Genomic DNA, 25,910 nt, shown 5'->3' on the forward strand with positions numbered 1-25,910 from the left:
TGCCGCTCGTCAGTTCAGTTTGGCTCGGACTCGAGTTTGGTCATGCTGACTGAAACAAATGTCGCCACTGCCGTCAGCTCGGACAAGATCCGCTGCGATGCATGTCCGGTGATGTGTTACATCAAGCCGGGCGCTGCGGGCGCTTGTGACCGCTACGCCAACAACAATGGCGAACTTGTCCGTGTCGACCCGCATGTCGTGCTGGAGCGTACGGTCTCCCATGGCGGGCGGCTCGTTCCGTTTCAGGCCGGTGGTGATTGGGATGGCAAGATTGTTCACGAGCCAAGCGTCTTCGTGACCGCTATCGGCGCCGGCACGACCTATCCAGATTACAAGCCAGCGCCATTTATCGTTTCTTCCGAGGTCGACGGTGTCGATATGGTCACAGTGGTGACCGAGGGCATCTTCAGCTATTGCGGCGTCAAGGTGAAGATCGACACCGACCGCTATCTCGGTCCTGAAACCGCGACTGTACGCGTGCAGGGTGAAGCGGTGGGTCATGTCACCACCGGCGAATATGGCTCGCAGATGTTGTCGCTCGGCGGCGTTCACCACCTGACAGGCGGCTCCAAGAAGGAGGGCCGTGTCACGTGCGACGCGCTGATGGATCTGTCCAACGGTAAGCCTGTTGAAATGACGGTCGACGGCGGAGTGACAGTCGTTGTGCAGGCCGGTCATCCGCCCATCGTCAACGGCGTGCTTGAAGAGCGGATGCGTGTCGGCTGCGGTTCGGCGACCATCGGTATGTTCGCCAAGCAATGGCATGGCAAGATAGATGAAGTCGTGGTGGTGGACGATCATATCACCGGTGTTCTCTCCGAACATCAGGCAGGCAAGCTGCTCGATATTCCGGACACCGGCATCAAGCTGAAGGGTCGGCGCTCAACACCTGGCCGATATTTTCAGGTCGCCGAACCTGGCATTGGCTGGGGTGGCACGAATATCTCCGATCCGTTGTCTGTGCTTGGTCCGTTCGATCCCAAAACAGCGCGGCCCGGTCTGCGGATGATGATGGTGAGTACGACCGGCGAACATGCCGCGTATTTCGAGCTCGATGAGGCGCTGAAGCCGGTCGAAAAGGAAATGCCGGCCGATCTTAGGAAATCCGTCGAACGCATTCAGGAGAATTGCGAGCCCGCGCTGTGCACCGTACTGTTTATGGGTGGGGCAGGCGGATCGCTTCGAGCTGGCGTCACCGATAACCCGGTGCGGCTCACACGTTCGGTCAAGGATGCTTTGACGTCGGTGACCTGCGGTGGTGCGCCGGTTTATGTATGGCCGGGTGGCGGTATCACCTTCATGGTCGACGTGACGCAGGTGCCGGAAGGAGCCTTTGGCTATGTGCCGACGCCGGCGCTGGTCGCGCCAATCGAGTTTACCTTGCGGCTATCGGACTATGCAGCGATGGGCGGGCACATGGATCACGTGCGTCCATTGGCGTCATTGAAGAACAACACAGAAATCCGTCAGTTGCCGAAACAACTTTCCGAGCCGAGATCGCGCAAATGAAACGCCTCCCGCAAATCGGATGGCTCGCGGACGGCAGGCGGATTCACCTGCATGACGGTCCGATCGATCTGATTGTGGAGGCGCGTGGATCTGCAGCGAATGTTCGTGCGGCATACGCTGCTGCCGTGGAGCGTTTCACCGGTCTACTCGATGAACTCTGCGTCGAATTGCCGGAACTGCGCAAACCGGCGCGGCCTGCCGTCTGTGTTCTGCAGGGGGCTGTCGCCCGCCGGATGCATGATGCGGTCGCTCCATTTGCCGCAAATCATTTCATCACACCGATGGCGGCCGTCGCCGGTGCCGTTGCCGAAGAAATTCTCGGCACGATGGTGCGGGCGGCCGATCTCAGGCGTGCCTACGTGAACAACGGTGGTGATATCGCCCTGCATCTTGCCGATGGTGAGTGTTTTACCGTGGGCCTGGTCGATCGTCCCGACAGGCCTGAGCCGATTGGAAAGACTGTGGTCGAATCGAACGATCCCACCCGCGGCATCGCAACCAGCGGATGGCTTGGCCGCAGCTTTTCGCTCGGGATGGCTGACGCAGTGACGGTTCTGGCGCGAACCGCCGCGCAGGCTGATGCCGCGGCGACCATTATCGCCAATGCGGTCGATTTGCCGGATCATCCTTCAGTAGTTCGCCGCCCGGCAAACGAAATTCAACCAGATAACGATCTTGGCGCACGCCTGGTAACGCGCGAGGTCCGCGAATTGCCGTTGAGCGACATCAAAATCGCGCTTGATTCAGGGGCTGACGTGGCGCGTTTGCTTCTTAGGTCCGGCTTGATCGACGGCGCAGCATTGCATCTGCAAGGCGAAACCCGCGTTGTCGCGTTGAAGAGCATCGATAGTGTTATGCTGCGGCCCCTGCCGCACGTCGTCGCCAAAATCGGGACCGAAAGTCTGTCGCATGTCTGAAATCGTGATCCGGAAACGCGTCACCTTGATTGAGGAGATTTTTCACGAAGGTGGAAAGCCGGCAGCGCAGCCGCTGCGCCGTGGCGCGATCCTGTGCGCGATCCGCAATCCATTCGCCGGACGTTACGTCGAGGATATTGCGGGATTCATGGACGATCTGAAGCCGCTCGGGGTGGCCATGGCGGGCGCGCTGCTGAAGGCTCTTGGTGGCGATCCGGGAGCAATACAGGGTTATGGCAAAGGCGCAGTGATCGGCGCGTCCGGTGAACTCGAGCATGGGGCGTTGTGGCATGTGCCCGGCGGCTACGCGATGCGCGAAATTCTCGGCGAGGCCAAAGCCATTGTGCCGTCCGCCAAGAAGGTCGGCGGACCGGGCGCGCGGCTGGATGTTCCGGTGACGCATATCAACGCGTCGTATGTACGGTCACATTTCGATGCCATGGAAGTCGGTATCCCTGACGCGCCACGTGCTGACGAGTTGCTTCTCGCGCTAGTCATGACCACGGGTTCGCGGATTCACGCCCGGGTTGGCGGCCTGAAGGCCGGCGAGATCAAGGGGGAGGATGGATTGCGATGAGTGCGGTCATTCGCAAGATCGTAATGGTCGTCGAGGAGACGCTCATGGAGGGCGGGCGGAATGTTTCACCGCCGACCCGGCGCGCGGCGGCCATCGCTGTGATCGAGAATCCGTTTGCCGGCAGGTTCGTCGACGATCTGTCGCCGTTGATCGCAATTGGCGAGGAACTCGGTGAACTGCTTGCTTCGAAGGCGATTGCGGCGCTCGGCATCGAAGGCAGCAAGGCGCAGAGTTATGGGAAGGCGGCGGCGGTCGGTGAGAACGGCGAACTCGAGCACGCGGCAGCAATCCTGCATCCGAAAATGGGTGCGCCGGTGCGCAAGGTGCTGAGCAAGGGGGCGGCGCTGATCCCGTCTTCAAAAAAGCGCGGCGGATTGGGAACCGTGCTCGACATTCCGCTGGGCCACAAGGATGCGGCATTCGTGCGGAGTCATTTCGACGGAATGGAAGTGCAGATCAATGACGCACCGCGCGCGAACGAAATCATGGTGGCGGTTGCCGTGACTGACAGCGGGCGGCCACTCCCGCGCGTCGGCGGTCTGACAGTTGACGAGATCGAAGGCGAGGACGGACTGCGCTAGCGATCCGTTTGCGCTTGATGCGAAAGAAGAGCTGAACCGCTCCACCGGGATAAGGAACGGACGGGAATTGAACGGGGACGTGGGTCTCCCGATACAAATGGAGGTTGGGATGCAACGAAGGAAACATCTTTTCGGCAGTCTATCCGGGCTTGCGCTTGCCGCGGGTTTTAGTTTGGCTGGCGCGGCCCTGGCGACAACTGCCACAGCGCAGAGTGGCGAAATCAAGATTGGTGAGATCAACAGCTATTCGCTGTTGCCGGCATTCACCGAGCCATATCGCAAAGGATGGCAACTGGCGGTCGAAGAGATCAACGCCGCAGGCGGCATCAACGGCAAGAAGCTGGTTGTTGTATCCAAGGACGACAGCGGCAAGCCTGCCGACGCGCAGACCGCGGCGAATGAATTGGTATCGAACGAGAACGTGGTCATGCTGACCGGCACGTTCCTGTCGAACATCGGTCTCGCGGTGAGCGACTTCGCAAAACAGAAAAAAGTGTTCTTCCTCGCGGCGGAGCCCCTGACCGACGCGATTACCTGGTCGAAGGGCAATCGCTACACATTCCGCCTGCGCCCGTCGAACTACATGCAAGCTGCGATGCTGGTGGAAGAAGCAGCGAAGCTGCCCGCCAAACGCTGGGCGACCATCGCACCGAACTACGAGTATGGCCAGTCGGCGGTCGCGGTTTTCAAGAAGCTGCTGTCCGAGAAGCGGCCCGACATCCAGTGGGTGGATGAGCAATGGCCGCCGCAGGGCAAGATCGATGCAGGCCCGATCGTGCAGGCGCTTGCGAATTCCAATCCGGAAGCCATCCTCAATGTGACCTTCGGCGCGGATCTGGTGAAGTTCGTGCGCGAAGGTAACACACGAGGCCTGTTCAAGGATCGTGCGGTGGTGAGCTTCCTCACCGGCGAGCCAGAGTATCTCGATCCCCTGAAGGAAGAAACACCGTCGGGCTGGATCGTCACCGGCTATCCCTGGTACAGCATCAAGACACCCGAGCACGATGCGTTCCTGAATGCCTATCAAGGCAAGTTCAACGATTATCCGCGGCTGGGCTCCATCGTCGGATATCAGACCATCAAGGCGGCGGCCGAAATTCTCAAGAAGGCCAATTCCACCGATCCGGAAAAGATGATTGCCGCGGCGGAAGGCCTGTCGATGCCGTCACCGTTCGGGCAGATCACGTTCCGCAAGATCGATCATCAATCGACGCTCGGCGCATTCGTGGGCAGGACCGCGCTCAAGGACGGCAAGGGCGTGATGTTCGAGTCCGCCTATCGCAAGGGTGAGGACTTCCTCCCAAGCGATGCGGAAGTCGAGAAACTGCGTCCGAAAGACTGAGTTTGACGACCGCGGGCGCGCCATGCGCCCGCGGCATTCTCAAGCCGTGGATCGCATATGAGCTTCTACTTTGTTCAGTTCCTGACCGGTCTCGCGAGCGCGGCGTCGCTGTTTCTGGTTGCCTCGGGTTTGTCGATTATCTTTGGCGTTACCCGGATTGTGAATTTTGCGCACGGCGCGTTCTACATGCTGGGCGCTTACGTCGCGTTCACGCTGACAGAGCGCCTGTCCGGCGCGCTTGGCTTCTGGGGCGGCATTGTCGCTGCGGCGCTTATTGTTGCTGTTCTGGGCGTGCTGGTCGAAATGGTGTTGCTGCGGCGGATCTATAAGTCGCCGGAACTGTTTCAGCTCTTGGCCACCTTCGGCCTGACGCTTATGGTTGAAGATCTCGTCGTCTTGATCTGGGGACCGGACGATCTGGTCGGCCGGCGCGCTCCAGGATTTCGCGGCGCGGTCGATTTTTTCGGCCAGAATATTCCGTCCTATGATCTTTTTCTGATCGTGCTTGGCCCTGCGGTGCTCGGAGCGCTGTGGCTGCTGTTCCGCCGCACCCGTTGGGGCGTACTGGTTCGCGCGGCGACGCAGGACCGGGATATGGTCGCGGCGCTGGGCGTCAATCAGAAGTGGCTTTTCACCAGTGTGTTCGCGGTCGGCGTGTTTCTCGCCGCGCTCGGTGGCGCGCTGCAAATTCCGCGCGACGCCGTTCATCACGCGATGGACCTTCGCATCATCGTCGACGTCTTTGTTGTGGTCGTGATTGGCGGTCTAGGCAGCATCACCGGCGCATTCGTCGCTGCCGTGCTGGTCTCCGAACTCAACGCATTCGGCATTCTGATATTTCCGAAAATCTCGATCATTCTTGTATTCCTCGTCATGGCCGCCGTGCTGATCGTTCGCCCGTGGGGGCTGTTCGGAAAGCCGGAGGCGGTCGCTCGGAAGACGCCAGGACTGACCGTTCGTCCATGGCGGCCCCTGACCATCAACGAGCGCTTCGCGATGCTTGCTGTCGTGATCGTGGCGTCGACGCTACCGCTGTTCGGCGGCAATTACGCGCTTACTGTCGGTGCGGAGATCGCGATCTTCGTAATCTTCGCGGCCAGCCTGCACTTCCTGATGTCGGTCGGCGGGCTCGCATCATTCGGGCATGCAGCTTATTTCGGTCTCGGCGCCTATGGAGTCGCATTCTTCGCCAAGGCTGCGGGCCTGCCGATGATTGCGTGCCTGTTGCTGGGGCCGCTGCTTGGTTTGGTCGGCGCGGCCATTTTCGGATTTTTCGCTGTTCAGCTATCAGGCGTCTACTTCGCCATGCTGACGCTGGCTTTCGCCCAGATCGTCTGGTCGATCGCATTCCAGTGGGTCGGCGTGACAGGTGGCGATAACGGCATTCTTGGCGTATGGCCCGACGCGTGGGCAGCGGGGCCGGCTCATTTTTACTGGCTATCGCTCGGTATCGCGACGATCGCGGTGCTGCTGCTTCGCGTTATTGTGTTCTCGCCGTTCGGCTACGCGTTGCGCGCGACACGAGATTCTGCATTGCGAAGCGAAGCGATCGGCATCGACGGCAAGCGGATTCAATGGACCGCATTCGTGATCGCGGGCACGGTTGCGGGTGTGGCCGGGGCGCTGTTTGCGTATCTGAAGGGCAGTGTATTCCCCGATAGCCTGGGCATCTCGCTGTCCGTCGATGCTCTGGTGATGGTGCTGCTGGGCGGTGTCGAGACGGTATCCGGCGCTGTTGTCGGTGCGATTGTCTTCAAGGCACTGAACATCTGGCTGGTCAGTCAGACGGATTGGTCCAAGCTGGTGCTCGGCGCGGTTATCGTGCTGATCGTGGTCGCGTTTCCGAAAGGCATCGTCGGCATGCTGGAAACAATTCGCACCCGGCGTCATCCGGATACATCGAAACCTGCCATGCTGGCGTCACGGATCGAGAGCGCGGAATGAGTGGCGCACCCACACTTCTTTCAGTCGAAGGCTTGACCAAATCCTATGGCGGCGTCCACGCCGTGCGCGGCGTATCGTTCTCCCTGGTGGCCGGTGAAATTCTTGCGCTGATCGGTCCAAACGGCGCCGGCAAGAGCACATGTTTTGACATGCTCAATGGCCAGAATGTCCCGGACAGCGGCAGTATCAATCTGCTGGGCAAAGACACCGCCGGAAAGAAACCGCGCGCGATCTGGCGGCTCGGCGTCGGCCGCACATTCCAGATCACTGCGACGTTTCCGACAATGACTGTGCGCGAGAACGTGCAGGTTCCATTGATTTCCTATAACGCGCAGCTTTTCAACATGTGGCGCTCGACACCAGGATTCGAGCGGGACGAAGCGAACCGGCTGCTCGATCTTGTCGGCATGAGCGGTTATGCCGAGCGTCCATGCGGCGAGCTTGCCTATGGCGATCTCAAGCGACTCGAACTTGCGATAGCGCTGGCAAATCAGCCAAAACTTCTTTTGATGGATGAGCCGACGGCGGGCATGGCGCCGCGCGAGCGCGTCGAACTGATGCGCCTGACCGCGCGCATTGCCCGGGAGAAATCCATCGGTGTTCTGTTCACCGAACACGACATGGACGTGGTGTTCGAGCATGCCGATCGTATCCTCGTGCTCAATCGCGGCACGCTGATCGCTGAAGGAACACCCGAGGAGGTTCGGCGAAATCCTCAGGTCCGCGCGATCTATCTCGGCGAAGGACTGGTTTATGATGCGCGTCACCGCGACGGAGCCCCGGCATGAAGCTCTCGGTTCAGGGACTCAACAGCTACTATGGTCCGGCTCACATCCTGTTCGATGTCGCACTTGAGGTCGGTGATGGAGAAGTCGTTGCGCTTCTCGGCCGTAACGGGGCGGGCAAGTCGACCACGTTCCGATCGATCGTGGGCCTGGTCGAACAGCGGGAAGGCCAGATCATATTCGAGGGGAAGGACGTTTCCGCTCAGCCGACCCATGCCATTGTGCGCGGTGGGCTCGGTTACGTGCCGGAGGAGCGGCGCATCTTTACCGATCTCACGGTGGAAGAGAATCTCGAAGTCGGCCGTCAGCCGCCGCGCCAAAACGCTCCGCAGTGGACACGCGAGAAGCTGTTCACCCTGTTTCCGAATCTCGGCGAAATGCGCGGCCGCATGGGCGGGCGCATGAGCGGTGGAGAGCAGCAGATGCTGACCATCGCCAGGACCTTGATGGGCAATCCCTCTCTGGTCTTGCTCGACGAACCCTCGGAAGGACTGTCGCCAAAAATTGTCGAGCAGATGGTGGGTGCCATTCTGGCGATGAAGAAGGAAGGCGTCAGCATCGTTGTGTCTGAGCAGAATCTTCACTTTGCGAATCTGATATCGGACCGGGCCTATATCATCGAGCGCGGCCGCATCTGTTTCAGCGGCACCATGAGCGAGCTTGAGGCGCGTCCCGACATTCGCGACGCCCATCTGGCGGTGTGACGATCGCAGCGGTCACGAGGTCCACCAGATGAAGGCAAGATATTAGGGGAATGGGAATGGCCAAGGCCGCTCAGAACAAGATCGCCGCGCCGACCAAGGGTGCTCCTCCAAGGAGAAGTCCGAAAAAGCAGCCCTATGTGCTTGAGGACCAGATCGGCTTCGTGTTGCGTCAGGTCTGGCAGCGTCACGCGGCGATCTTCGCAAGGGAAATCGGCATCAACCTTACGCCGACGCAATGGGCGGCGTTGGCGAAGCTGACCGAGACCGGGCCATGTTCGCAGAACCAGCTCGGCCGCCTTACCGCAATGGACGTTGCAACCATCAAGGGTGTGATCGATCGGCTGACCGCCCGGGGGCTAACGGAAACCAGCTCGGACCCGCAGGATGGCCGCCGGCTTCTTGTCAGCCTGACGCGGGCGGGACAGGCGATGGCGGAGAAAGCTGCTCCAAGCGCACTGGCGATCTCGAAAGAAACGCTCGCGCCGCTCGATGCCAAGGAGCGCGAAATCTTTGTCACGCTGCTGAACAAGCTGCGCTGATGTCCCGCTGACTAGTGCGCGACGATCTCCGGCACTTTTGTTGCAGGCGGTGTGTTGCGGCTGCGATGCGTGCGGACAATGCCGTCAATGATCGTCATGCCGATGCCGGGCAGATCGCCGAGCTGGACGCTGTCCAGAATGTTCTTGCCAGCGGAATGCTGCGCCTTGTCCATAATCACGAAGTCCGCGGCGCGCCCAACGTCAATCATGCCGCAGTCGAGCGCGCGCATCCGCGCGGTGTTGCCGGTGGCAAAGCAGAACGCGATTTCCGCCGGAACATCGCCGAGTGACGACAGCAGCGATACCATTCGCAGAATGCCGAGCGGCTGAACGCCTGATCCTGCCGGCGCATCAGTGCCGAGAATGACGCGGTTCAGCTCTTTCATCTCGCGGGCAATCCGCAGCGTATAGAGCGCCGAGCGTTCGTTACCGTTGTGAACCAGCTCCAGGCCGCGCTTGCAGCCTTCGCAGATGCATCGGATCTGTCCATCGGGCAGGGCGGTGTGGCCGCCGTTGATGTGGCCGACGACGTCGGTGTCGGCTTCAAGCACCACGTCCGCGTCAATCAGGCCGGATCCGGGGATCGACGGACCACCGGTGTGGATCGTGCTTTGAATGCCGTATTTGCGTGCCCATGCCACCATCTTGCGCGCGGTCGGGCCATCCTTGACGCCACCAAGACCTACCTCGCCAAGCAGCCTGACGCCGGCTGCCGCCAGTTCCTTGAAATCCTCCTCTGTCATCCCGGGTTCGATCACCGGTGCACCGGCATGAACCTTGACGCCGCCGGGGCGCAGATTGTCGAACGCACGCTGAGCGAAAATCGCCATTGCCTTGACGCCGACTACGTCGCGCGGACGGCCGGGCATGTGAACCTCGCCGGCCGAAATCATGGTGGTGACGCCACCATTCAGAAAGCTGTCGATCCACCCGATCTGGTTCTGCCGCGGGGTCCAGTCGCCGGCGACCGGGTGGACGTGGCTGTCGATCAGGCCGGGGGTGACCGTCGTTCCGTTGGCGTCGATGACCGTGGTCGCGCCCTCGACGTCGATGTCCTTGACCCGCCCGATAGCGGTGATCTTGCCGTTTTCCGCGACAATGGTGTCAGCATCCAGGATCGGCTGCTCCATAGCCCCGCTCAGGATCAGACCGATATTCCGGATCACCAGCTTGGTCGGACCGGTGGTGCCCTGGGGCGCATCGTGGGCCATGGATTTTTCCTTTCCGTGCAATGCCTTTTCAGCGGGTCGGCTCCAACTTGAGCGCGGGTTGACCGCCGTATCAAGCTGGATTATTCATTGGTACACAAATGAATTGGCGAGGCAATCTGTCTCCGCGTTTCTGATTTTGCCCCGCGTTGGCCCTGCACACGGATCGAGCGAAATGAGCAATTTCAATCAGGAAAGCGTCCTCAGCGTTCATCACTGGACCGACACCCTGTTCAGTTTCACGACCACGCGCGATCCGTCATTCCGCTTCCGCAACGGCGAATTTACAATGATCGGCCTGAAGGTCGGCGAGAAACCGCTGCTGCGCGCCTACAGCGTCGCGAGCGCCAATTACGAAGACCGGCTTGAATTCTTCTCGATCAAGGTCCCGGACGGTCCACTAACCTCGCGGCTTCAGCATTTGAAGGAAGGCGACGAGATTATCGTCGGGCGCAAGGCCACCGGCACTCTTGTCATCGATAATCTGAAGAACGGCCGGAATCTTTATCTGATCGGCACCGGGACCGGACTCGCGCCGTTCCTCAGCGTGATCAAGGACCCGGAAACCTATGACCGCTTCGAAAAGGTGGTGCTTCTGCACGGCTGCCGGCATGTCGCCGAACTCGCCTATGGCGAGATGATCAACGATCACCTTCCGAAGGATGACCTGATCGGCGAACTGGTCCGCAACCAGTTGATCTACTATCCCACAGTGACGCGCGATCCGTTCCGCAATCGCGGCCGTATCACCGACCTGATGACGTCGGGCAAGCTGTTCGGCGATACGGATCTCGCTCCGCTGGAGGCTGCACACGACCGCGTCATGATCTGTGGTAGTCCGGCGTTGCTTCAGGACACGCGGACGCTGCTGCTCGACAAGGGATTTACCGAAGGTAACCACGGCGAACCAGGCGAGTTTGTCGTCGAAAAGGCGTTCGTCGAACGCTAGCAAATGGCCATATTTTTCGCCGTTTAGACGAGCATTGGCCTCGCCACGGATGCCGATTTGTCGGATTATCCGGTCCCAGGACGCGTAGCGTAGGGACGTTGGCATGGCGATTTCCGACAACGACAGGCACGATGCGTACCTGTCCCGGATTCAGGCAACTGCCCTGGACGTGGAAGGTGTTGCAGCGGTATTGCGCCGCCGGGTGCGATTTATTGCTGCGGTCACCGCTATCTGCGTCGCGCTCAGCCTTGTCTGGATATTGTTGTCGGCTCCCAAGCATGTTGCATCCGGCCAGATTGTGCTCGATCTGCCCGCCCAGGCGGCAGCCGATGCCGGCAAACCCGCCAATTCGGAAACAGTGGCAGTTGGCATCGACAACCAGATTAGCGCCCTGACATCGCGCAGTGTCCTCGACAAGGTGATCGCAAGAGAAAAGCTCGGGACCGATCCGCTTTTTGGCGGCAAGTCGAAGGGGCTCCTCTTCACGCTTCTTGCAGGTGTCGGGCTTGTTCCGGCGTCCGAGCCGCATGCCATGGCGTTGCGGCAACTGAACCGTGCGATCAGCATCGTTGGCAATCACGGCTCCGACACGGTGAACGTCAATGTCGTCACGCCCGACAGAGAAACGTCGGTGCGCGTCGCCAACGCGGTGATGGACAGCTACGTGGAGGAGCAGAGGCTCGCCGGCGCTGGCGCGGCACCGGGGGCCGCGGCGCCTCTCGGCGAAAGGCTGGGAATACTCCAGACGCGCATGCGGGAAGCCGAACAGCGATATGAGAAATATCGCACCGACAGCCTGGCGATGATGGATGGTGGTCAATCCAGCGCCGAGAAACAAGCCAATGAGATATCCGAACAGATCGCTACTGCCGAGGCCAGAGCCGGCGGTTTGCGTTCGACGTTGAATCAACTCCAGCGGGCCCGGAAAATCCTGGATGGCGGCGGAATTCCGGACCCTGTCTGGGGAGGAGCAATCGGGACATTCAGAAGCCGTTACGCCGCCGCACGGGAACTGGAAATTGATCTTTCCGAAACGCTCGGACCGCGTCACCCCGACCGCGTGATCGCCAGGATGCGGGCGACCGAAGCCAGACGGCTGCTGGAACAGGCGATTCAGGATGGCGTTCAGTCGGCTACAGCCGATCTGGAACGTATCCGCGCAGTGGTGACGCAACTCAAGAACCGCCTTGAAGCGTCAAGGCAAAATTCCGTCAAAACCAGCGAAGCAAGTGCGCGGCTCAAGGAACTGGAGCGGGACGTCGAAGCACACCGTGCTGCATACCAAGCGGTCCTCGCGCGATCTCAGCAACAGCGGCCGGACAACCCGGGTGCCCGGGTCTTGAGTCGTGCAGTGGTCCCGCCGGAAACCGGCCGAACGTTCCCCATCGGGACCTTGTTCATCAGCTTGTTGCTCGGTCTTGGTCTGGGTGTCAGCCTGGCCTGGCTGCTTGAACTGATGGATGAGAAAGAAAGAGCGGAAGTACTGCGTTAGGTCGCCGCGTTTCCCGAACAATTCCAAGATCTTGTCCCGGCGTTTTATCCGCAGGCTTCAAAAGCTGCGGAACGCATGAATATCAGCGGGGTACAGTTCATCTGAAACCGAAGCGCGTCGTCGGGCCGATATGAAAGGTGTCATCCAACCTTCAAGTTAAACGGTCAAAAAGAACCCCTGAGTTTCATAAGGGGTGTGAGATGAGCGACATTACATTGAATTCCGGGATTGCCGACGGGCAAACCATCGAGCCGGCTTCAAGGCCCAATCTCGATAAAGGTTTTAACCCACTGACCATGATCCTGTTTTTTGGCATCCTCGCCGCGGGTGCAATATTCGTAGCCTACAGCATTTACGTCGATATCGATGCCACCGGCACCAAGGTCACGACCTATCTTCCCTACATCCTGCTGTTTGTTGCGCTGCTGATTGCGCTCGGCTTCGAATTCGTCAACGGCTTCCACGACACCGCAAACGCCGTCGCGACGGTGATCTACACCCATTCGCTTCCGGCGGAATTTGCGGTGATGTGGTCGGGCTTCTTCAACTTTCTTGGCGTGTTGCTGTCGAGCGGCGCGGTTGCTTTCGGCATCGTCTCGCTGCTGCCGGTTGAACTCATTCTTCAGGTCGGAAGCAGCGCTGGTTTCGCCATGGTGTTCGCGCTCTTGATCGCAGCTATCGTCTGGAATCTCGGCACCTGGTACTTCGGTCTTCCGGCTTCCAGCTCCCACACGCTGATCGGCTCGATCATCGGCGTCGGCATCGCCAACGCGGTCATGCGCGGACGCGATGGTACCTCGGGCGTTGACTGGACCAAGGCCACGGAAATCGGCTACGCGCTGTTGCTCTCGCCGTTGTTCGGCTTCTGCATGGCGGCACTTCTGTTGTTGGTGTTGAAGTTCGTTGTTCGCAATCCGGCGCTTTACGCTGCTCCGGAAGGCAACAAGCCACCGCCGCTGTGGATTCGCGGTATCCTGATCGCGACCTGCACCGGCGTCAGCTTCGCGCACGGATCAAACGACGGTCAGAAGGGCATGGGCCTGATCATGCTGATCCTGATCGGCACTGTGCCGACCGCCTACGCGCTGAACCGCGCCTTGCCGGAATCGCAGGTCATCAAGTTCCAGCAGACGTCAGAAGCCGCGTCAAAGGTGATCGCTGCCAAGGGCGCCGGTCATAGCATCATCGGCGATCCCCGTCCGGCAGTGACTCAGTATGTCTCGCTGCACAAGATCAACGAAGGCACTTATCCGTCGCTGGCGGTTCTCGTGAAGGACGTCGGGGATCAGGTGCAGAAGTATGGCACGCTGAGCAAGGTTCCTGCCGAAGCGGTGGGTAACACCCGCAACGACATGTACCTGACTTCGGAGGCGATCCGCTTCCTGATGAAGGACAAGGAAAACGACCTCAGTAAGGAAGAGGTCGCGACGCTCAACGCTTACAAGGGTTCGCTCGACAGTGCCACGAAGTTCATCCCGACCTGGGTGAAAATCGCGGTCGCGATCGCGCTGGGCCTTGGCACCATGATCGGCTGGAAGCGCATTGTCATCACCGTCGGCGAGAAGATCGGAAAAACACACCTGACCTACGCGCAGGGTGCATCCGCTGAACTCGTGGCAGCAGGGACGATCGGTGCGGCTGACATCTTCGGCCTTCCAGTCTCGACCACCCACGTGCTGTCGTCCGGCGTCGCCGGGACCATGGCAGCCAACGGCTCGGGATTGCAGATGGCCACCATCCGCAACCTGCTGATGGCCTGGGTGCTGACCTTGCCGGCAGCGATCTGCCTCTCCGCGGGCCTCTACGTGCTGTTCTCGCACCTGTTCTGATCGACTGCCGCTATAGCGGCAATGACAACGAAGGGCCCGCGCTAAGAGCGCGGGCTCTTTTTGTTTCAACGCACCCGCCCAAAAGAGCGAGACGGGACCGAGAGGCTCAGTAATCCTTCTCGCGGTGCACGTCATGAACGACGATGCCCATACCGGCTTCCGGCATGGCCAGCCATTCCCGCCGCTTCAGCGTGCGGCGGGTGTCCTCAAGGCCGCTCAGCCAGTGCTCGCGCATCGAGGTGGCGGAGAACTCGTGGTCCTTGGAATCGCCCTCATAGGCCTTTTGCTGATAGATCATCTGCAGGATGGTGATTTCGGGCAGGTCCGCGAAGCGGTCGCGCAGTGCGCGCTCGTGATCGGTCAGCTTGTCTTCCGGAACCTTCAGCAGCGCCTTGTAGAAGTCGGTCTTCAGGTTGTTCATACGCTTGTAGACGTCGGTGTTGTAGCGCGTACGTGACGAATACATGATGTCCTTATGCCGGGCCATCACCTCCTGGATGTCACGCGGCAGGACACCCCGCGCGTTGAACAGGTCGACCTGAAACACCAGCGAGTTCATCTTGTCTTCCTGATCAAGCAGATGTTGTAGCGGCGTATTGGAAACGATGCCCCCGTCCCAGAAATGGTCGGTGCCGATCTTCACCATGGGCAGGGCAGGCGGCAGAGCGCCGCTGGCCATGACATGCTCGGGCTCGATAACTTCCTTCTTGTTGTCGAAATACAAGAAATTGCCGGTGAGGACGTTCACCGCGCCGACGGCGAAATGCATCTTGCGGGAATTGATCAAATCGAAATCGACAAGTTCCAGCAGCGACGCGCGCAGCGGCGCGGTGTCATAATAGCTGGTCGCCGTTCTGGCACCGGCCGGGCTGAACCATGGATTGATGTCATGCGGCTTGAAGAAGCCCGGCTGACCCATGGTGGTCGTCAGGAATGAGCTCGTCAGGTTGCGGGCCTTGCGGTAAATGTCGCCGTCCGGCGTGTAGTGCCAGACCTTGCGGCTGGTGATGCGGTCCCAAAAGGTCCGCAGCCGTTCGAGCCGCCGCTCCGGCGGGTTACCTGCGATGATGGCAGAATTGATCGCGCCGATCGAAACGCCGCAAACCCAGTCGGGCTCCATACCGCTTTCGTGCAGGGCCTGATAGACGCCTGCCTGATAGGCACCCAGCGCCCCGCCACCCTGGAGAACCAGCGCCACGCGGTCGCAGCGATCGGGCCGCCAGTGTTGAGATCCAAACGTTTCGGATTTCGGCGTACGCGCATCCATGACTTTGCCCCGTTGATTTTCTTGCCTCGAAAGTCCGGTGTGCAGATTTCAGAGAAGCGGTGACGCTGTCGTGACAGGCTGCTCGTCTGATTGCAGAATCTGCTTCGTGGTTAGCAGCTCGGAGCGGGCAAAGATGGGTGTCACCGGACTGAAGAAATTTCCTCACATCGATGTCAAGGACCGCCGTTAGCTATTGTGCATTGCAATTCCTACCGCGCTTTAACCGTACTGCCGGTAACGACGCGGGCCTTTGTTTCGGCAGTTCAGATTGGCCACAGCATGCTGTCCGGAAAATCCGCCATCGTAACAGGCTCCACCAGCGGCATCGGCCTCGGCATCGCACGCGGTCTGGCCGCCAGCGGCGCCAACATCATGCTCAACGGCTTCGGTGACCCCGCGGCGATCGAAACAATCCGTCAGGACATCGCAGGCGAACACAACATCAAGGTGTTGTTCAGTCCGGCGAACATGACGATCCCTCAGGAAATCGAGGAAATGATCGCGTTCGCCGAGGAAGAGTTCGGCAGCGTCGACATCATCGTTAACAATGCGGGCATTCAGCACGTCGCGCCAGTCGAGGACTTTCCGGTCGAGAAGTGGGACGCCATCCTGGCGATCAATCTATCCAGCGCTTTCCACACCACGCGGCTGGCGGTTCCGGCGATGAAGAAGCAGTCGTGGGGCCGGATCGTCAACATCGCATCTGCACATGCGCTGGTGGCTTCGCCGTTCAAGTCGGCTTACGTCTCCGCCAAGCACGGCATTGCCGGCCTTACCAAGACGGTTGCACTCGAGGTTGCCGAGCACGGCATTACCGTGAATGCCGTTTGCCCCGGCTACGTCATGACGCCGCTGGTCGAAAAGCAAATCCCCGAACAGGCCAAGGCGCGCGGCATCACCGAACAGCAGGTTATTTCCGACGTGCTGCTGGCCGCGCAGCCAACCAAGCAATTCGTCACCGTGGAAGAGCTAGCCGCGCTGGTGACATTTCTCTGCACCGACAATGCGAAATCGATCACCGGAACGACATTGCCTGTTGATGGCGGCTGGACCGCGCACTGAAAAGGAATGCTTCCATGCGCAGAGCGGATATTCTCAGATTGCCTTCGATGCCTGCCGCCGGTCCGAGTTATCCGGCCGGCCCATATCGCTTCATCGATCGCGAGTTTCTGGTCATCACCTATGAGACCGATCCCGATCTGATCCGTGCCGGGCTTCCTGAACCACTGGAGCCGATTGACACTCCAATCGTCCACTATGAGTGGATCAAAATGCCGGATTCTTCCGGCTTCGGCAGCTATACCGAGTCAGGCCTGGTCATTCCTGCGCGTTTGAACGGTGAAGAGGTCAACTTCGTCTCGCAGATGTATCTCGATGACGATCCGCCGATCGCAGCGGGGCGCGAGATCTGGGGATTTCCAAAGAAGTATGCGCACCCCAAGCTCGAGGTCGTGAAGGATACGCTGACCGGCACGCTGGAATATTCCGGTCAGCAGGTGGCCATGGGCACCATGGGCTACAAGCACGAATCCATGGCCGGCAACGGCGAAATCACGCGCGCGACGCTGTCCAAGACCCAGATCAATCTCAAACTGATCCCCGGGGTCGATGGCCGCGCCGAGGTCTGCCAGCTTGTTGCGATCAACCTGACCGACATCAATGTCAAAGGTTCATGGATTGGACCCGGACGGCTGCATCTCATCCCGCACGTCAATGCGCCGGTGGCCGATTTCCCGGTCAGGCGCGTGATCGGGGCGCATCATTTTCTGGCCGATCTGACGCTGCCGTATGGCCGCGTCGTGCACGACTACAACAAGGAAGCGGACGATCTGGCGGAGGCGGCGGAGTAACCGGCGCTGACATGCGCCTGTAACAAACCTGTCGTCATATCGGATCGGTATCCAGGTGGCTCGCTTTGGGGCCTCCGGTAGTGTTGTGAGCTTTGGGTAGTTGGGGCTTATCGTGCAAGCAGAAGCGTTGACGGCTGAGGGCATCGCGGCCAAGCATTCACCGCATGCGGCGCAGATTCCGGGTCTGGTATGGGCGTTCCGGATTCATGCCAATGGAAGTGCCGAACCGCTGAACGTAGATGAGCCGGTCGACCTGCGCGGTGACGGGTTGCTCTGGCTGCATTTCAACCTTGGCGATTTGCGCGCCGATCAATGGCTAGCATCGGCCGACCTCGACATTCCGGAGGCAGGCAAGGCGCTGCTGCTGTCGCGGGACAATTTCCAGCAGATCCACGCTGCTGAAGAGAGTATCTATGGCGTCTTTTCCGATCTGGTGCGCGCCATTGACCGTGTCACCGAAGAAACCGGCTACCTTCATTTTGTCATGACCGAACGGTTGCTGGTCAGCGGCCGTCATCACGCACTATGTGCCGTCGATGCGACGCGGCGCGTTCTCGAAAGCGGCCAGCAGCGCATCAGCAGCGCAGCTGCTCTGCTCGAAACCATCGTCGAATACGTGGCGGAGACGATGGAGCGCGTTGCCGAGGAGGTCGGAGCAAAACTCGACAGCATCGAGGAGAAGATTCTGTCCGACGACTCGACCGATCTTCGCAGGGATCTGGGCCGGCTGCGCCGTACCTGTGTCCGCCTGCATCGCCAGTTGTCGGGCCTTCTGCTGATGTTCCGCCGCCTTGATCAGCAAGGGCCGGAGGCGTTCAAGCCGGCATTGCGGCTGCGCGCAGGCAAGCTCGCGCAGAGATTGGATGCGCTCGACCACGTGGTCGTGGAAATGCGCGAGCGGAGCCGGCTGCTTCAGGAAGAGCTGCACCTCAAGATCGAGGAGCAGACAAACAAAAGCATCCATCTGCTTTCGGTTCTGACGGCGCTGCTGCTGCCGCCGACGCTGGTGACCGGCGTTTTCGGCATGAACACCAAGGGATTGCCGCTGACCGACGTGGAGACCGGATTTCTGACGGCCAGCGTTCTGATCGTCTCGTCATCCGCGCTCGCCTATTTCATCATGAAGCGCTTCGGCATCCTGAGATAACTCGATATCGCCGTGCAACATTCGTTGAAAACGCTGCGGACCGTCGCGACCGCGAGCATCATATGTGTGCTTTCACTTCATGGTGCCTGGGCGACGGATGCAAAGGCGCCAGACACATCCATAACGAAGAGCCCACGCGAGCTTCTGGCCGATTGGGGCATCCAGTTCAATGCGACGTATATATCGGAGGTGTTCGGCAATGCGTCGGGCGGCATGCGGCGCGGCTCGATCTACACGGGACGTCTCGATCTCGGCACCGACATTGATCTCGAAAAAGTCGTCGGCTGGACCGGCGCCAAGTTCCACGCCAACATGTTCCAGATTCACGGTCAGGGTCTGTCGCGCGACTATGTCGGCAATCTCATGCTGGTTAGCGGCGTCGAAGCGCTCAACGCGACGCGGTTGTATGAATTGTGGATTGAGCAATCGCTGTTCGGCGGCGCATTGCTGGTCCGGGTTGGACAGCAGGCATCCGACATCGAATTCATTGACAGCAAGTATGACGACATTTTCACCAACTCGGCGCTTGGCTGGCCAGGTATCACCGGCATCAATCTGCTGAGCGGCGGTCCATCACCACCGCTGGCCGTGCCGGGCGTTCGCATTAAGGCGCAACTGGCCGACAATATCACGGCCTATGCCGCGATTTTCGACGGCGATGCCGCGCCGCCGGACAGACTGGTTGATCCACAGATCGCAAATCCGCACGGACTGCTGTTTCGCGTCAATGATCCGGCATGGATGATTGGGCAACTCAAATACGGTTTTCAGATAGGCGAGAGCAAGCTGCCGGGCACTCTCACGGGAGGAGCCTGGAAGCATCTCGGCGAGTTTGATGACATGCGGTATGCGACGGGTGGCTTTCTACAAGCAGATCCTCTGGGCTCGGGTGTCCCGCTGAAACGCCGCGGAAATCAAGGGATCTTCGGGGTGTACGAGCAGATGCTGTCGCGCGCGGCGCCGGGTTCTGACAAGGGTGTCGGCTTTTTCATCCGGACATCCATCAGTCCGTCGGATCGCAACCTTATCAGCTTTTACATCGACGGCGGTTTCCAGTTCTCAGGCTTCAGTGACGCGCGTCCCAACGACAAGTTCGGTGTTGCGATGACCTATGCGCGCATTTCCGATGCGGCGCGCGCAGCCGATCGCGACGCTCAGACGTTTACGGGGACACCGTATCCGGTGCGCGATTTTGAAGCTGTGTTCGAGATGACTTACCTGGCGGAGATTCAAACCGGCTGGACCGTTCAGCCCGTTTTCCAGTATGTCTTTCATCCGGGAGGGGGCGTGGTCGATCCCAACGACCCGACCCAGACAAGGCGCATCAAGGACGCTGCGGTGTTCGGCCTACGCAGTACCTTCAACTACTGATCATCGTCCCTTGAAATTTCCGGCGCGCCGCTCTGCGGTCGCCTTGATGCCTTCCTGAAAATCCTCGGTTTCGCGCAGCCAGGTCTGCTCAGCGAGTTCGTGATCGGTTTGTGCCTTGACTCGATCCGCAAGGCCCGCCCGCATTGTCGCACGTGTCGACATCAATCCCAATGGCGAGTTTTCGGCAATCTCGTGAGCGAGCTTGAATGCCTCGGCACGCACCTGATCCTGCGGGACCAGAATGTTAGCGAGGCCCATCTTGAATGCTTCCTCACCGGTCACGCGGCGGCTGGTGTAGAACATCAAGGCCGCGTTGTTTTTCCCGATCACCTCAGGCAGCGTCACGGTCAGCCCGAAGCCGGGGTGGAATCCAAGCTTGGTAAAGTTTGCAGCGAAGCGTGCCTCGGGGCAGGCGACACGGAAATCAGCCGATACCGCAAGTCCCAATCCGCCGCCGATAGCTGCGCCCTGAACTGCAGCAACGATCGGCTTCTTGTTGCTGAAGATGCGGACGGCTTCGCGGTAAAGGTCGCCAGTGGTTCCGTCGCCTGACGCGGCATCGCCGTCAAAATCGACCGGCCGATTGAAGTTTGCGCCGGCGCAAAAAGCTTTGCCCTGTGAGGCAAGCACCACGGCGCGGGCGTCCATATCGTTGTCAATCTGCCCGAGCGCGTCGGCGATCTGGCGGATCAGGGACAGATCGAAGAAATTCAGCGGCGGCCGGCGAATCTCGATCAGCGTGACGTGTCCGTGCTTTTCCACGCCGATGTCGGTAAAGCCGCTCATTTAGGTCCTCTTTCTCTATTGTTGGCTTAGCGCAACCCAAGTCCACGCGCGATGATCCCGCGCAGCACTTCTGTCGTTCCGCCCTGAATGGTCAGCTTCGGAGCAATCTTGGTGGCGAATGCGAGTTGATCTTCAAGCGTGCTGTGATTGGAGGCGTCGGCGTCGATAAAGGCTGCCAGATCGCGCACGCGATGCGGAAGCTGCTGTTCCCAGATCGTGCCGATGTCCTTGACAATCGATGCTTCCACGACCGGCTCTTTGCCAGCCTGGAGCATGCCTGCAACAGAGACAGACATGCAACGCATGGTGTGAAGCTGAGCTACCAGCCGGCCGATGCCTTCTGCACCGCGCGTATCGGGTTTCGATCCAAGCGCACGCACCAGTTCGGTCAGCACGTAATATGTTTCCAGAAATCGCTCTGGCCCGCTGCGTTCATAGGCCAGTTCGCTGGTCGCCTGCTTCCATGCGCCGTCGATTTCGCCGAGGACATGATCGTCCGGCATGAAGGCGTCCTGAAACACGACTTCGTTGAATTCCTTCAGCCCGCTGATCTGCTCGATCGGGTTGACGGTGATGCCGGGCGTATTCATGTCGACCAGAAACTGCGTCAGGCCGTGGCGCCGGTTCTCCTTGGTCGGCGGAGAGGTGCGGAATATCGCCAGCATGTAGTCGGCCATATGCGCCGAGGTGGTCCAGATCTTGGTACCGTTGATCAGCCAGCCGCCGTCGGTTTTGGTTGCCTTGGTCTTGGCGGCGAACAGGTCGGAGCCGGAGTTCGGCTCGCTCATGCCAATGGCGAAACAGACTTCGCCGCGGCAGATGCGCGGTACGATGTCCATCTTGATCCGCTCGTTGGCGTATTTGAGCAGCACCGGGCCGCTCTGGCGATCGGCAACAAAGAAGCGGCGGGTGGGCGCGTTGGCGATACGCATTTCCTCGGTGACGACATAGCGTTCAAGGAACGTGCGCTCGTGTCCGCCATATTTCTTCGGCCAGGTCATGCCGATCCAGCCGCGTTCACCCACCCGGCGGCTGAATTCCGGAACGTCGGTGTCTTCGCGCTGCGGCTCATGCGGATTGAAGGTACCGGCGGCGATTTCCTCCGCGAGAAAAGCGCGCACCTCATGCCGCAGTTTTTCGCATTCTTCCGGCACACGAATTTGGTCAAAACGAAGCGCTGCGGTCATGATCAATTCCTTTGTCAGCGCGAGGCGACCAATGGCCACAGTTCGTCCGCGCCCCGCGCGGCAACGAATTTACCAAGCTCGGTTGCCCAATAACTTTCATGGCCGAAATCGTCGCGCCATCCCAGCGCACGAAGTGTGTAGCGGTGCAGAATGTGCTCCATCGAGAAGCCGATAGCGCCATGCACCTGATGCGCAATGGCCGTGCCTTTCTCGGCGGCTTCCGCGCAGCGGATCTTTGCCGAGGCCGCTTCCAGAAAAACCGCATCATCGAACGACGAACTGTTCGCGATAGCGTCGGCGGCGGATCCAGCCGCGGCCACAGCGGCCGCGACTTCGCCAGCGAGCCGCGCGAGATTGTGTTGCACCGCCTGGAATTTCGAGATCTGCTTTTCGAATGCAACACGTTCGTTCGAATAGCGCACCGTCATGTCGAGCATGGTCTCGAGCGCGCCTGCAATCTGCAGGCTGCGCACAGTCGCGCCCATTAGCATCAGTGACGCAGGCGTCGTGCCGGGTGATGCCGGCCTGGACGAAAGAGGTTTAACGTTATCGAATGTCACGGTGTTTGACGCGTCGCTGCCGAGACTCTCGCCGGCCTCGATCCGGCAGGCGGAGGCTTCCACCAGCGCGATGGAATACCCCTTTGCGTCTTGTGCGATCACTGCGATATGCGCGGCATCCGACGCAAACGGCAAACGGCGAACCCGTCCGCTGAGAGAGCCATCCGCGCTGATCGTGACGCGGTCCTGCGGCCGCGCGGGAGCTACTGTCATTTTACCGGCGGGCGAGGGAAGTCCTGCCTGCGACAGCAGCCAGCCTGCGAGCATTGTTTCGACTAGCGGAACAGGGACTGCAAATCGGCCCACCGAACTCGCAACGCTGAAGCCGTCTGCGAGACTGGCTCCCGAGCCATCGCAGTCTTCCGGCACCCATGTGAGCGGTAACCCCGCATCGGTGAGCGCAGCCCAGAGTGGTGTTTTCCAGCCGTCGTTTGTGGCGTTGTTGAGATTCTGAGCGTCGGCGAGGTCGGAAAAGATCCGTTCGGCGGTTTCCGCAACGATGTTCTCGGTCACGCTAGGATGCCCTTACTGCCCGTTCTGAAGACCCGTTCAATTGACTGTCAGTCATCAAAGTCCCGCACTTTTTTGGTCCAGCCGTCGAGGCGGGACTGATTTTTTGCAACGCAACGAGCGTCGGATTGGAGTGCCAGCCAGCGGCTGAAAGCAATGAAATAGCACTGTCAGGAACGGTATCCTTTCGCTCCGAACGGTGTCAAATCAGATTGGGCTCTCGCAAATGCCACAGCCGGACAGGCTGGTCTTCATGGCGATATCCGCATGCCCCGCATGCACCAACCCCGCATCTCGGGTGATCGGGAAATGTGCCCTTTCGCTGCTGCCACAACAAAGATACGATTGAGGGATATCGGCGATGGCCGGTAGATGAATTCACCGATCGTATGATCGATTCCATCCATCCTTACGCAAGAACGCGGCAGTACAAGGGAAACGTCATGACCAATCGTATGCAGTTTTATATCGACGGAAGCTGGGTCGATCCCGCCGTCAAGAAGTCCATTCCCGTCGTCAATCCGGCGACGGAAGAAGCGATGTATGAAATTGCCGTTGGATCGAAAGCGGACGTCGACAAGGCTGTGGCTGCTGCCCGCCGCGCGTTCGAGACCTTCTCGCAGACCAGCCGTGAGGAGCGCGTCGCGCTACTCGAAAAGATTATTGCGGTCTACAAGACCCGAATGAAGGACATCGGCGCTGCGGTGTCCGACGAAATGGGCGCGCCGCTGCCGATGGCGGAGAAGATGCAGGCCGGCGCCGGTCTCGGCCACCTCGCTTCGACGCTCGAAGTTCTCAAGAACTATCAGTTCGAAGAGCCGATCGGCTCAGCCGTCGTGGTTCGCGAACCGGTCGGTGTGATCGGCATGATCACGCCATGGAACTGGCCGCTCAACCAGATCGCCTGCAAGGTCGCGCCTGCGATCGCAGCCGGCTGCACCATGATCCTGAAGCCGTCAGAATATACGCCGTCGTCGGCATTGATCTTCGCTGAAATCCTGCACGAAGCGGGCGTGCCGAAGGGTGTGTTCAACCTGATCAACGGCCTCGGCCCGGATGTCGGCGTTGCCATGAGCGAACATCCCGGGATCGACATGATCTCGTTCACGGGTTCAACCCGAGCCGGCATCGACGTCGCCAAGCGTGCAGCCAACACCGTGAAGCGCGTCAGCCAGGAACTGGGCGGCAAGTCGCCGAACATCATTCTCGACGACGCCGATTTCACCAAGGCTGTGACCGGCGGCGTGGCGCATATGTTCAACAACTCCGGCCAGTCCTGCAATGCACCTTCGCGCATGATCGTGCCGCAGGCGAAGATCAAGGAGATCGCAGCGATCGCCAAGGCCGTCGCGGACAAGACCAAGGCGGGCGACCCGCGCGCCGAGGGCACCACGATCGGCCCCGTCGTCAACCGTATCCAGTGGGACAAGATTCAGGGTTTGATCCAGAAGGGCATCGACGAGGGTGCCACGCTGGTCGCCGGTGGCCCCGGTCTGCCGGAAGGCGTGAACAAGGGCTTCTACGTTCGCCCGACAATCTTCTCCGATGTCACCAGCGACATGACGATTGCCAACGAGGAAATCTTCGGGCCGGTTCTGGTGATCATGGGCGCGAAGGACGAGGCGGAGGCGGTGAAGATCGCCAACGATACGCCCTATGGTCTTGCAGGTTATGTCTCGGCGGGTACCGTCGAGCGCGCGCGCAAGGTCGGACGTCAGATTCGCGCCGGCAACGTCAACCTCAACGGCGTGCCGAATGAGCGCACCGCGCCATTTGGCGGCTACAAGCAGTCGGGCAACGGCCGCGAGTGGGGCAAGTTCGGCCTCGAGGAGTATCTCGAAGCCAAGGCGATCGCAGGCTTCAACGCAGCCTGAGATTGTGCGCTATGATTTTGCCGGCGCGGGATCGCTCGCGCCGGCATATTTTATTCTAAGGCCAACCTGGATCGGTAAGCACCATGGCGACACGCGACACCGTTGTCTTTGTAGGTCTGGGTCAGATGGGCCTGCCCATGGCGAAGCGCTGCATCGCTGCCGGTTTCAAGGTTCGTGGTGCCGATCCGTCAGGGCCTGCGCGCGATGCGCTTGCCGCTGCGGGCGGAGAAGTCTTTGCGGGCGGACGCGAAGCCGCCAAAGATGCGTCGATCCTGATTACCATGCTGCCCGACAGCCGAATCGTGCGCGAGGCTGTGCTCGGCGAGCAGGGCGTCGCCGATGTTCTTGCGAAGAATGCGCTGATCATCGACATGAGTTCATCGGTGCCTGTCGATACGCAGTCGCTTGGCAAGGATCTTGCCGCACGCGGGATTGCGCTGATCGATGCGCCGGTGTCCGGCGGCGTCAAGCGCGCCATCGACGGCACCCTGTCGATCATGGCTGGCGGTGATGCTGCGCTTGTCGAGCGGGCGAAGCCTGTGCTGCAAGCCATGGCGAAATCCGTCTTCGCGACCGGCCCGCTTGGCTCGGGCCACGCGATGAAGGCGCTGAACAACTACGTCTCCGCCGCAGGACTCGTCGCAGCCTGCGAAGCGCTGCTGGTCGGCCGACGCTTCGGCCTGCAACCGGACACGGTCATTGACGTCCTCAATGCATCGACCGGCAAGAACAACTCCACCGACGTCAAGATGAAGCAGTTCGTGATCTCGGAGACGTTCGCGTCAGGCTTCTCCCTGGCCTTGATGGCCAAGGATTTGCGCATCGCCGCCGATCTGTCGAAGCTTGTCGGGCTGGATAACTCGAATGCGGAAACCATCGCCGCGTTTTGGGAGAAGGCCAAGTCGGCGCTCGACAAGAATGCCGACCACACCGACATCTATCGATTCATTGCGTCAGCGATTCAGGACCGCTGACGCGCAGA

23 protein-coding genes are annotated in these 25,910 nt (G+C 60.1%); 18 read left to right on the forward strand and 5 right to left on the reverse strand.

Going from position 1 to position 25,910, the window contains the following annotated elements:
* Positions 1-42: 42 nt before the first annotated feature.
* The 9 genes from ACP7AL_RS17555 to ACP7AL_RS17595 all read left to right on the forward strand — a co-directional run bounded on the left by ACP7AL_RS17555 (position 43) and on the right by ACP7AL_RS17595 (position 8,898).
* Positions 43-1,509 (forward strand): 6-hydroxynicotinate reductase, encoded by a 1,467-nt coding sequence (locus ACP7AL_RS17555; protein WP_425993271.1) that lies wholly within the window; start codon positions 43-45, stop codon positions 1,507-1,509.
* Positions 1,506-2,426 (forward strand): UPF0280 family protein, encoded by a 921-nt coding sequence (locus ACP7AL_RS17560; protein WP_425993272.1) that lies wholly within the window; start codon positions 1,506-1,508, stop codon positions 2,424-2,426. The genes ACP7AL_RS17555 and ACP7AL_RS17560 overlap by 4 nt, the downstream gene beginning before the upstream one ends.
* Positions 2,419-3,003 carry an amino acid synthesis family protein gene (locus ACP7AL_RS17565; protein ID WP_425993273.1) on the forward strand — a complete coding sequence of 195 codons (585 nt, stop codon included), beginning with the start codon at positions 2,419-2,421 and terminating at the stop codon, positions 3,001-3,003. Before ACP7AL_RS17560 ends, ACP7AL_RS17565 begins: the two co-directional genes overlap by 8 nt.
* Positions 3,000-3,584, forward strand: a complete 585-nt coding sequence (locus ACP7AL_RS17570; RefSeq protein ID WP_425993274.1) for an amino acid synthesis family protein — start codon at positions 3,000-3,002, stop codon at positions 3,582-3,584. Before ACP7AL_RS17565 ends, ACP7AL_RS17570 begins: the two co-directional genes overlap by 4 nt.
* 109 nt (positions 3,585-3,693) lie before the next feature.
* The gene (locus ACP7AL_RS17575; RefSeq protein ID WP_425993275.1) at positions 3,694-4,926 is read left to right on the forward strand and encodes an ABC transporter substrate-binding protein; all 1,233 of its coding nucleotides are present in this window, start codon (positions 3,694-3,696) and stop codon (positions 4,924-4,926) included.
* A 57-nt stretch (positions 4,927-4,983) separates the two neighbouring features.
* Entirely contained in the window at positions 4,984-6,870 is a 1,887-nt protein-coding gene (locus tag ACP7AL_RS17580; RefSeq protein WP_425993276.1) for an ABC transporter permease, read from the forward strand.
* Positions 6,867-7,658 carry an ABC transporter ATP-binding protein gene (locus tag ACP7AL_RS17585; protein ID WP_425993277.1) on the forward strand — a complete coding sequence of 264 codons (792 nt, stop codon included), beginning with the start codon at positions 6,867-6,869 and terminating at the stop codon, positions 7,656-7,658. Before ACP7AL_RS17580 ends, ACP7AL_RS17585 begins: the two co-directional genes overlap by 4 nt.
* Positions 7,655-8,359, forward strand: a complete 705-nt coding sequence (locus ACP7AL_RS17590; RefSeq protein ID WP_006019560.1) for an ABC transporter ATP-binding protein — start codon at positions 7,655-7,657, stop codon at positions 8,357-8,359. The genes ACP7AL_RS17585 and ACP7AL_RS17590 overlap by 4 nt, the downstream gene beginning before the upstream one ends.
* A gap of 56 nt (positions 8,360-8,415) precedes the next feature.
* Complete coding sequence (locus ACP7AL_RS17595) at positions 8,416-8,898, forward strand: MarR family winged helix-turn-helix transcriptional regulator (RefSeq protein ID WP_425993278.1); 483 nt, start codon at positions 8,416-8,418, stop codon at positions 8,896-8,898.
* Between the two features lie 11 nt (positions 8,899-8,909).
* Here the strand turns inward: ACP7AL_RS17595 and ACP7AL_RS17600 are convergent, their stop codons facing one another.
* Positions 8,910-10,109 (reverse strand): amidohydrolase family protein, encoded by a 1,200-nt coding sequence (locus ACP7AL_RS17600; protein WP_425993279.1) that lies wholly within the window; start codon positions 10,107-10,109, stop codon positions 8,910-8,912.
* A 172-nt stretch (positions 10,110-10,281) separates the two neighbouring features.
* Here ACP7AL_RS17600 and ACP7AL_RS17605 point away from each other — a divergent pair, with 172 nt between their 5' ends.
* From ACP7AL_RS17605 to ACP7AL_RS17615, 3 genes are all read left to right on the forward strand, one after another.
* Positions 10,282-11,055, forward strand: coding sequence for a ferredoxin--NADP reductase (locus ACP7AL_RS17605; RefSeq protein ID WP_425993280.1), 774 nt, complete (start codon positions 10,282-10,284; stop codon positions 11,053-11,055).
* A gap of 103 nt (positions 11,056-11,158) precedes the next feature.
* Positions 11,159-12,547 carry a GumC family protein gene (locus ACP7AL_RS17610; RefSeq protein ID WP_425993281.1) on the forward strand — a complete coding sequence of 463 codons (1,389 nt, stop codon included), beginning with the start codon at positions 11,159-11,161 and terminating at the stop codon, positions 12,545-12,547.
* 200 nt (positions 12,548-12,747) lie between these two features.
* Positions 12,748-14,376, forward strand: coding sequence for an inorganic phosphate transporter (locus ACP7AL_RS17615; protein ID WP_425993282.1), 1,629 nt, complete (start codon positions 12,748-12,750; stop codon positions 14,374-14,376).
* A gap of 106 nt (positions 14,377-14,482) precedes the next feature.
* On the opposite strand, the gene ACP7AL_RS17620 is transcribed toward ACP7AL_RS17615, so the two are convergent.
* Positions 14,483-15,643, reverse strand: a complete 1,161-nt coding sequence (locus ACP7AL_RS17620; protein ID WP_425993283.1) for a patatin-like phospholipase family protein — start codon at positions 15,641-15,643, stop codon at positions 14,483-14,485.
* Between the two features lie 279 nt (positions 15,644-15,922).
* On the opposite strand from ACP7AL_RS17620, the gene ACP7AL_RS17625 reads away from it, so the two are divergent.
* The 4 genes from ACP7AL_RS17625 to ACP7AL_RS17640 all read left to right on the forward strand — a co-directional run bounded on the left by ACP7AL_RS17625 (position 15,923) and on the right by ACP7AL_RS17640 (position 20,011).
* A complete protein-coding gene (locus ACP7AL_RS17625) occupies positions 15,923-16,705 on the forward strand; it encodes a 3-hydroxybutyrate dehydrogenase (RefSeq protein WP_425993284.1) in 783 nt (260 codons plus the stop codon).
* Positions 16,706-16,719: 14 nt separating this feature from the next.
* Positions 16,720-17,493, forward strand: a complete 774-nt coding sequence (locus ACP7AL_RS17630) for an acetoacetate decarboxylase (RefSeq protein WP_425993285.1) — start codon at positions 16,720-16,722, stop codon at positions 17,491-17,493.
* Between the two features lie 127 nt (positions 17,494-17,620).
* Complete coding sequence (locus ACP7AL_RS17635) at positions 17,621-18,640, forward strand: CorA family divalent cation transporter (protein ID WP_425993588.1); 1,020 nt, start codon at positions 17,621-17,623, stop codon at positions 18,638-18,640.
* Between the two features lie 12 nt (positions 18,641-18,652).
* Positions 18,653-20,011, forward strand: coding sequence for a carbohydrate porin (locus tag ACP7AL_RS17640; protein WP_425993286.1), 1,359 nt, complete (start codon positions 18,653-18,655; stop codon positions 20,009-20,011).
* Here ACP7AL_RS17640 and ACP7AL_RS17645 read toward each other — a convergent pair whose 3' ends face one another.
* The 3 genes from ACP7AL_RS17645 to ACP7AL_RS17655 are packed head-to-tail and all read right to left on the reverse strand — an operon-like array spanning position 20,012 to position 23,057.
* The gene (locus tag ACP7AL_RS17645) at positions 20,012-20,797 is read right to left on the reverse strand and encodes an enoyl-CoA hydratase/isomerase family protein (protein WP_425993287.1); all 786 of its coding nucleotides are present in this window, start codon (positions 20,795-20,797) and stop codon (positions 20,012-20,014) included.
* Positions 20,798-20,823: 26 nt separating this feature from the next.
* Positions 20,824-21,984 (reverse strand): acyl-CoA dehydrogenase family protein, encoded by a 1,161-nt coding sequence (locus ACP7AL_RS17650; RefSeq protein WP_425993288.1) that lies wholly within the window; start codon positions 21,982-21,984, stop codon positions 20,824-20,826.
* 14 nt (positions 21,985-21,998) lie between these two features.
* Entirely contained in the window at positions 21,999-23,057 is a 1,059-nt protein-coding gene (locus ACP7AL_RS17655) for an acyl-CoA dehydrogenase family protein (RefSeq protein WP_425993289.1), read from the reverse strand.
* A gap of 440 nt (positions 23,058-23,497) precedes the next feature.
* On the opposite strand from ACP7AL_RS17655, the gene ACP7AL_RS17660 reads away from it, so the two are divergent.
* Both ACP7AL_RS17660 and ACP7AL_RS17665 read left to right on the forward strand, forming a co-directional pair.
* Entirely contained in the window at positions 23,498-24,928 is a 1,431-nt protein-coding gene (locus ACP7AL_RS17660) for an aldehyde dehydrogenase family protein (protein WP_006019574.1), read from the forward strand.
* Positions 24,929-25,011: 83 nt separating this feature from the next.
* Positions 25,012-25,902, forward strand: a complete 891-nt coding sequence (locus tag ACP7AL_RS17665; RefSeq protein WP_425993290.1) for an NAD(P)-dependent oxidoreductase — start codon at positions 25,012-25,014, stop codon at positions 25,900-25,902.
* Positions 25,903-25,910: the final 8 nt, after the last annotated feature.

The organism is Afipia sp. DC4300-2b1 (genome assembly GCF_049895725.1).
Taxonomy (GTDB): domain Bacteria; phylum Pseudomonadota; class Alphaproteobacteria; order Rhizobiales; family Xanthobacteraceae; genus Afipia; species Afipia broomeae.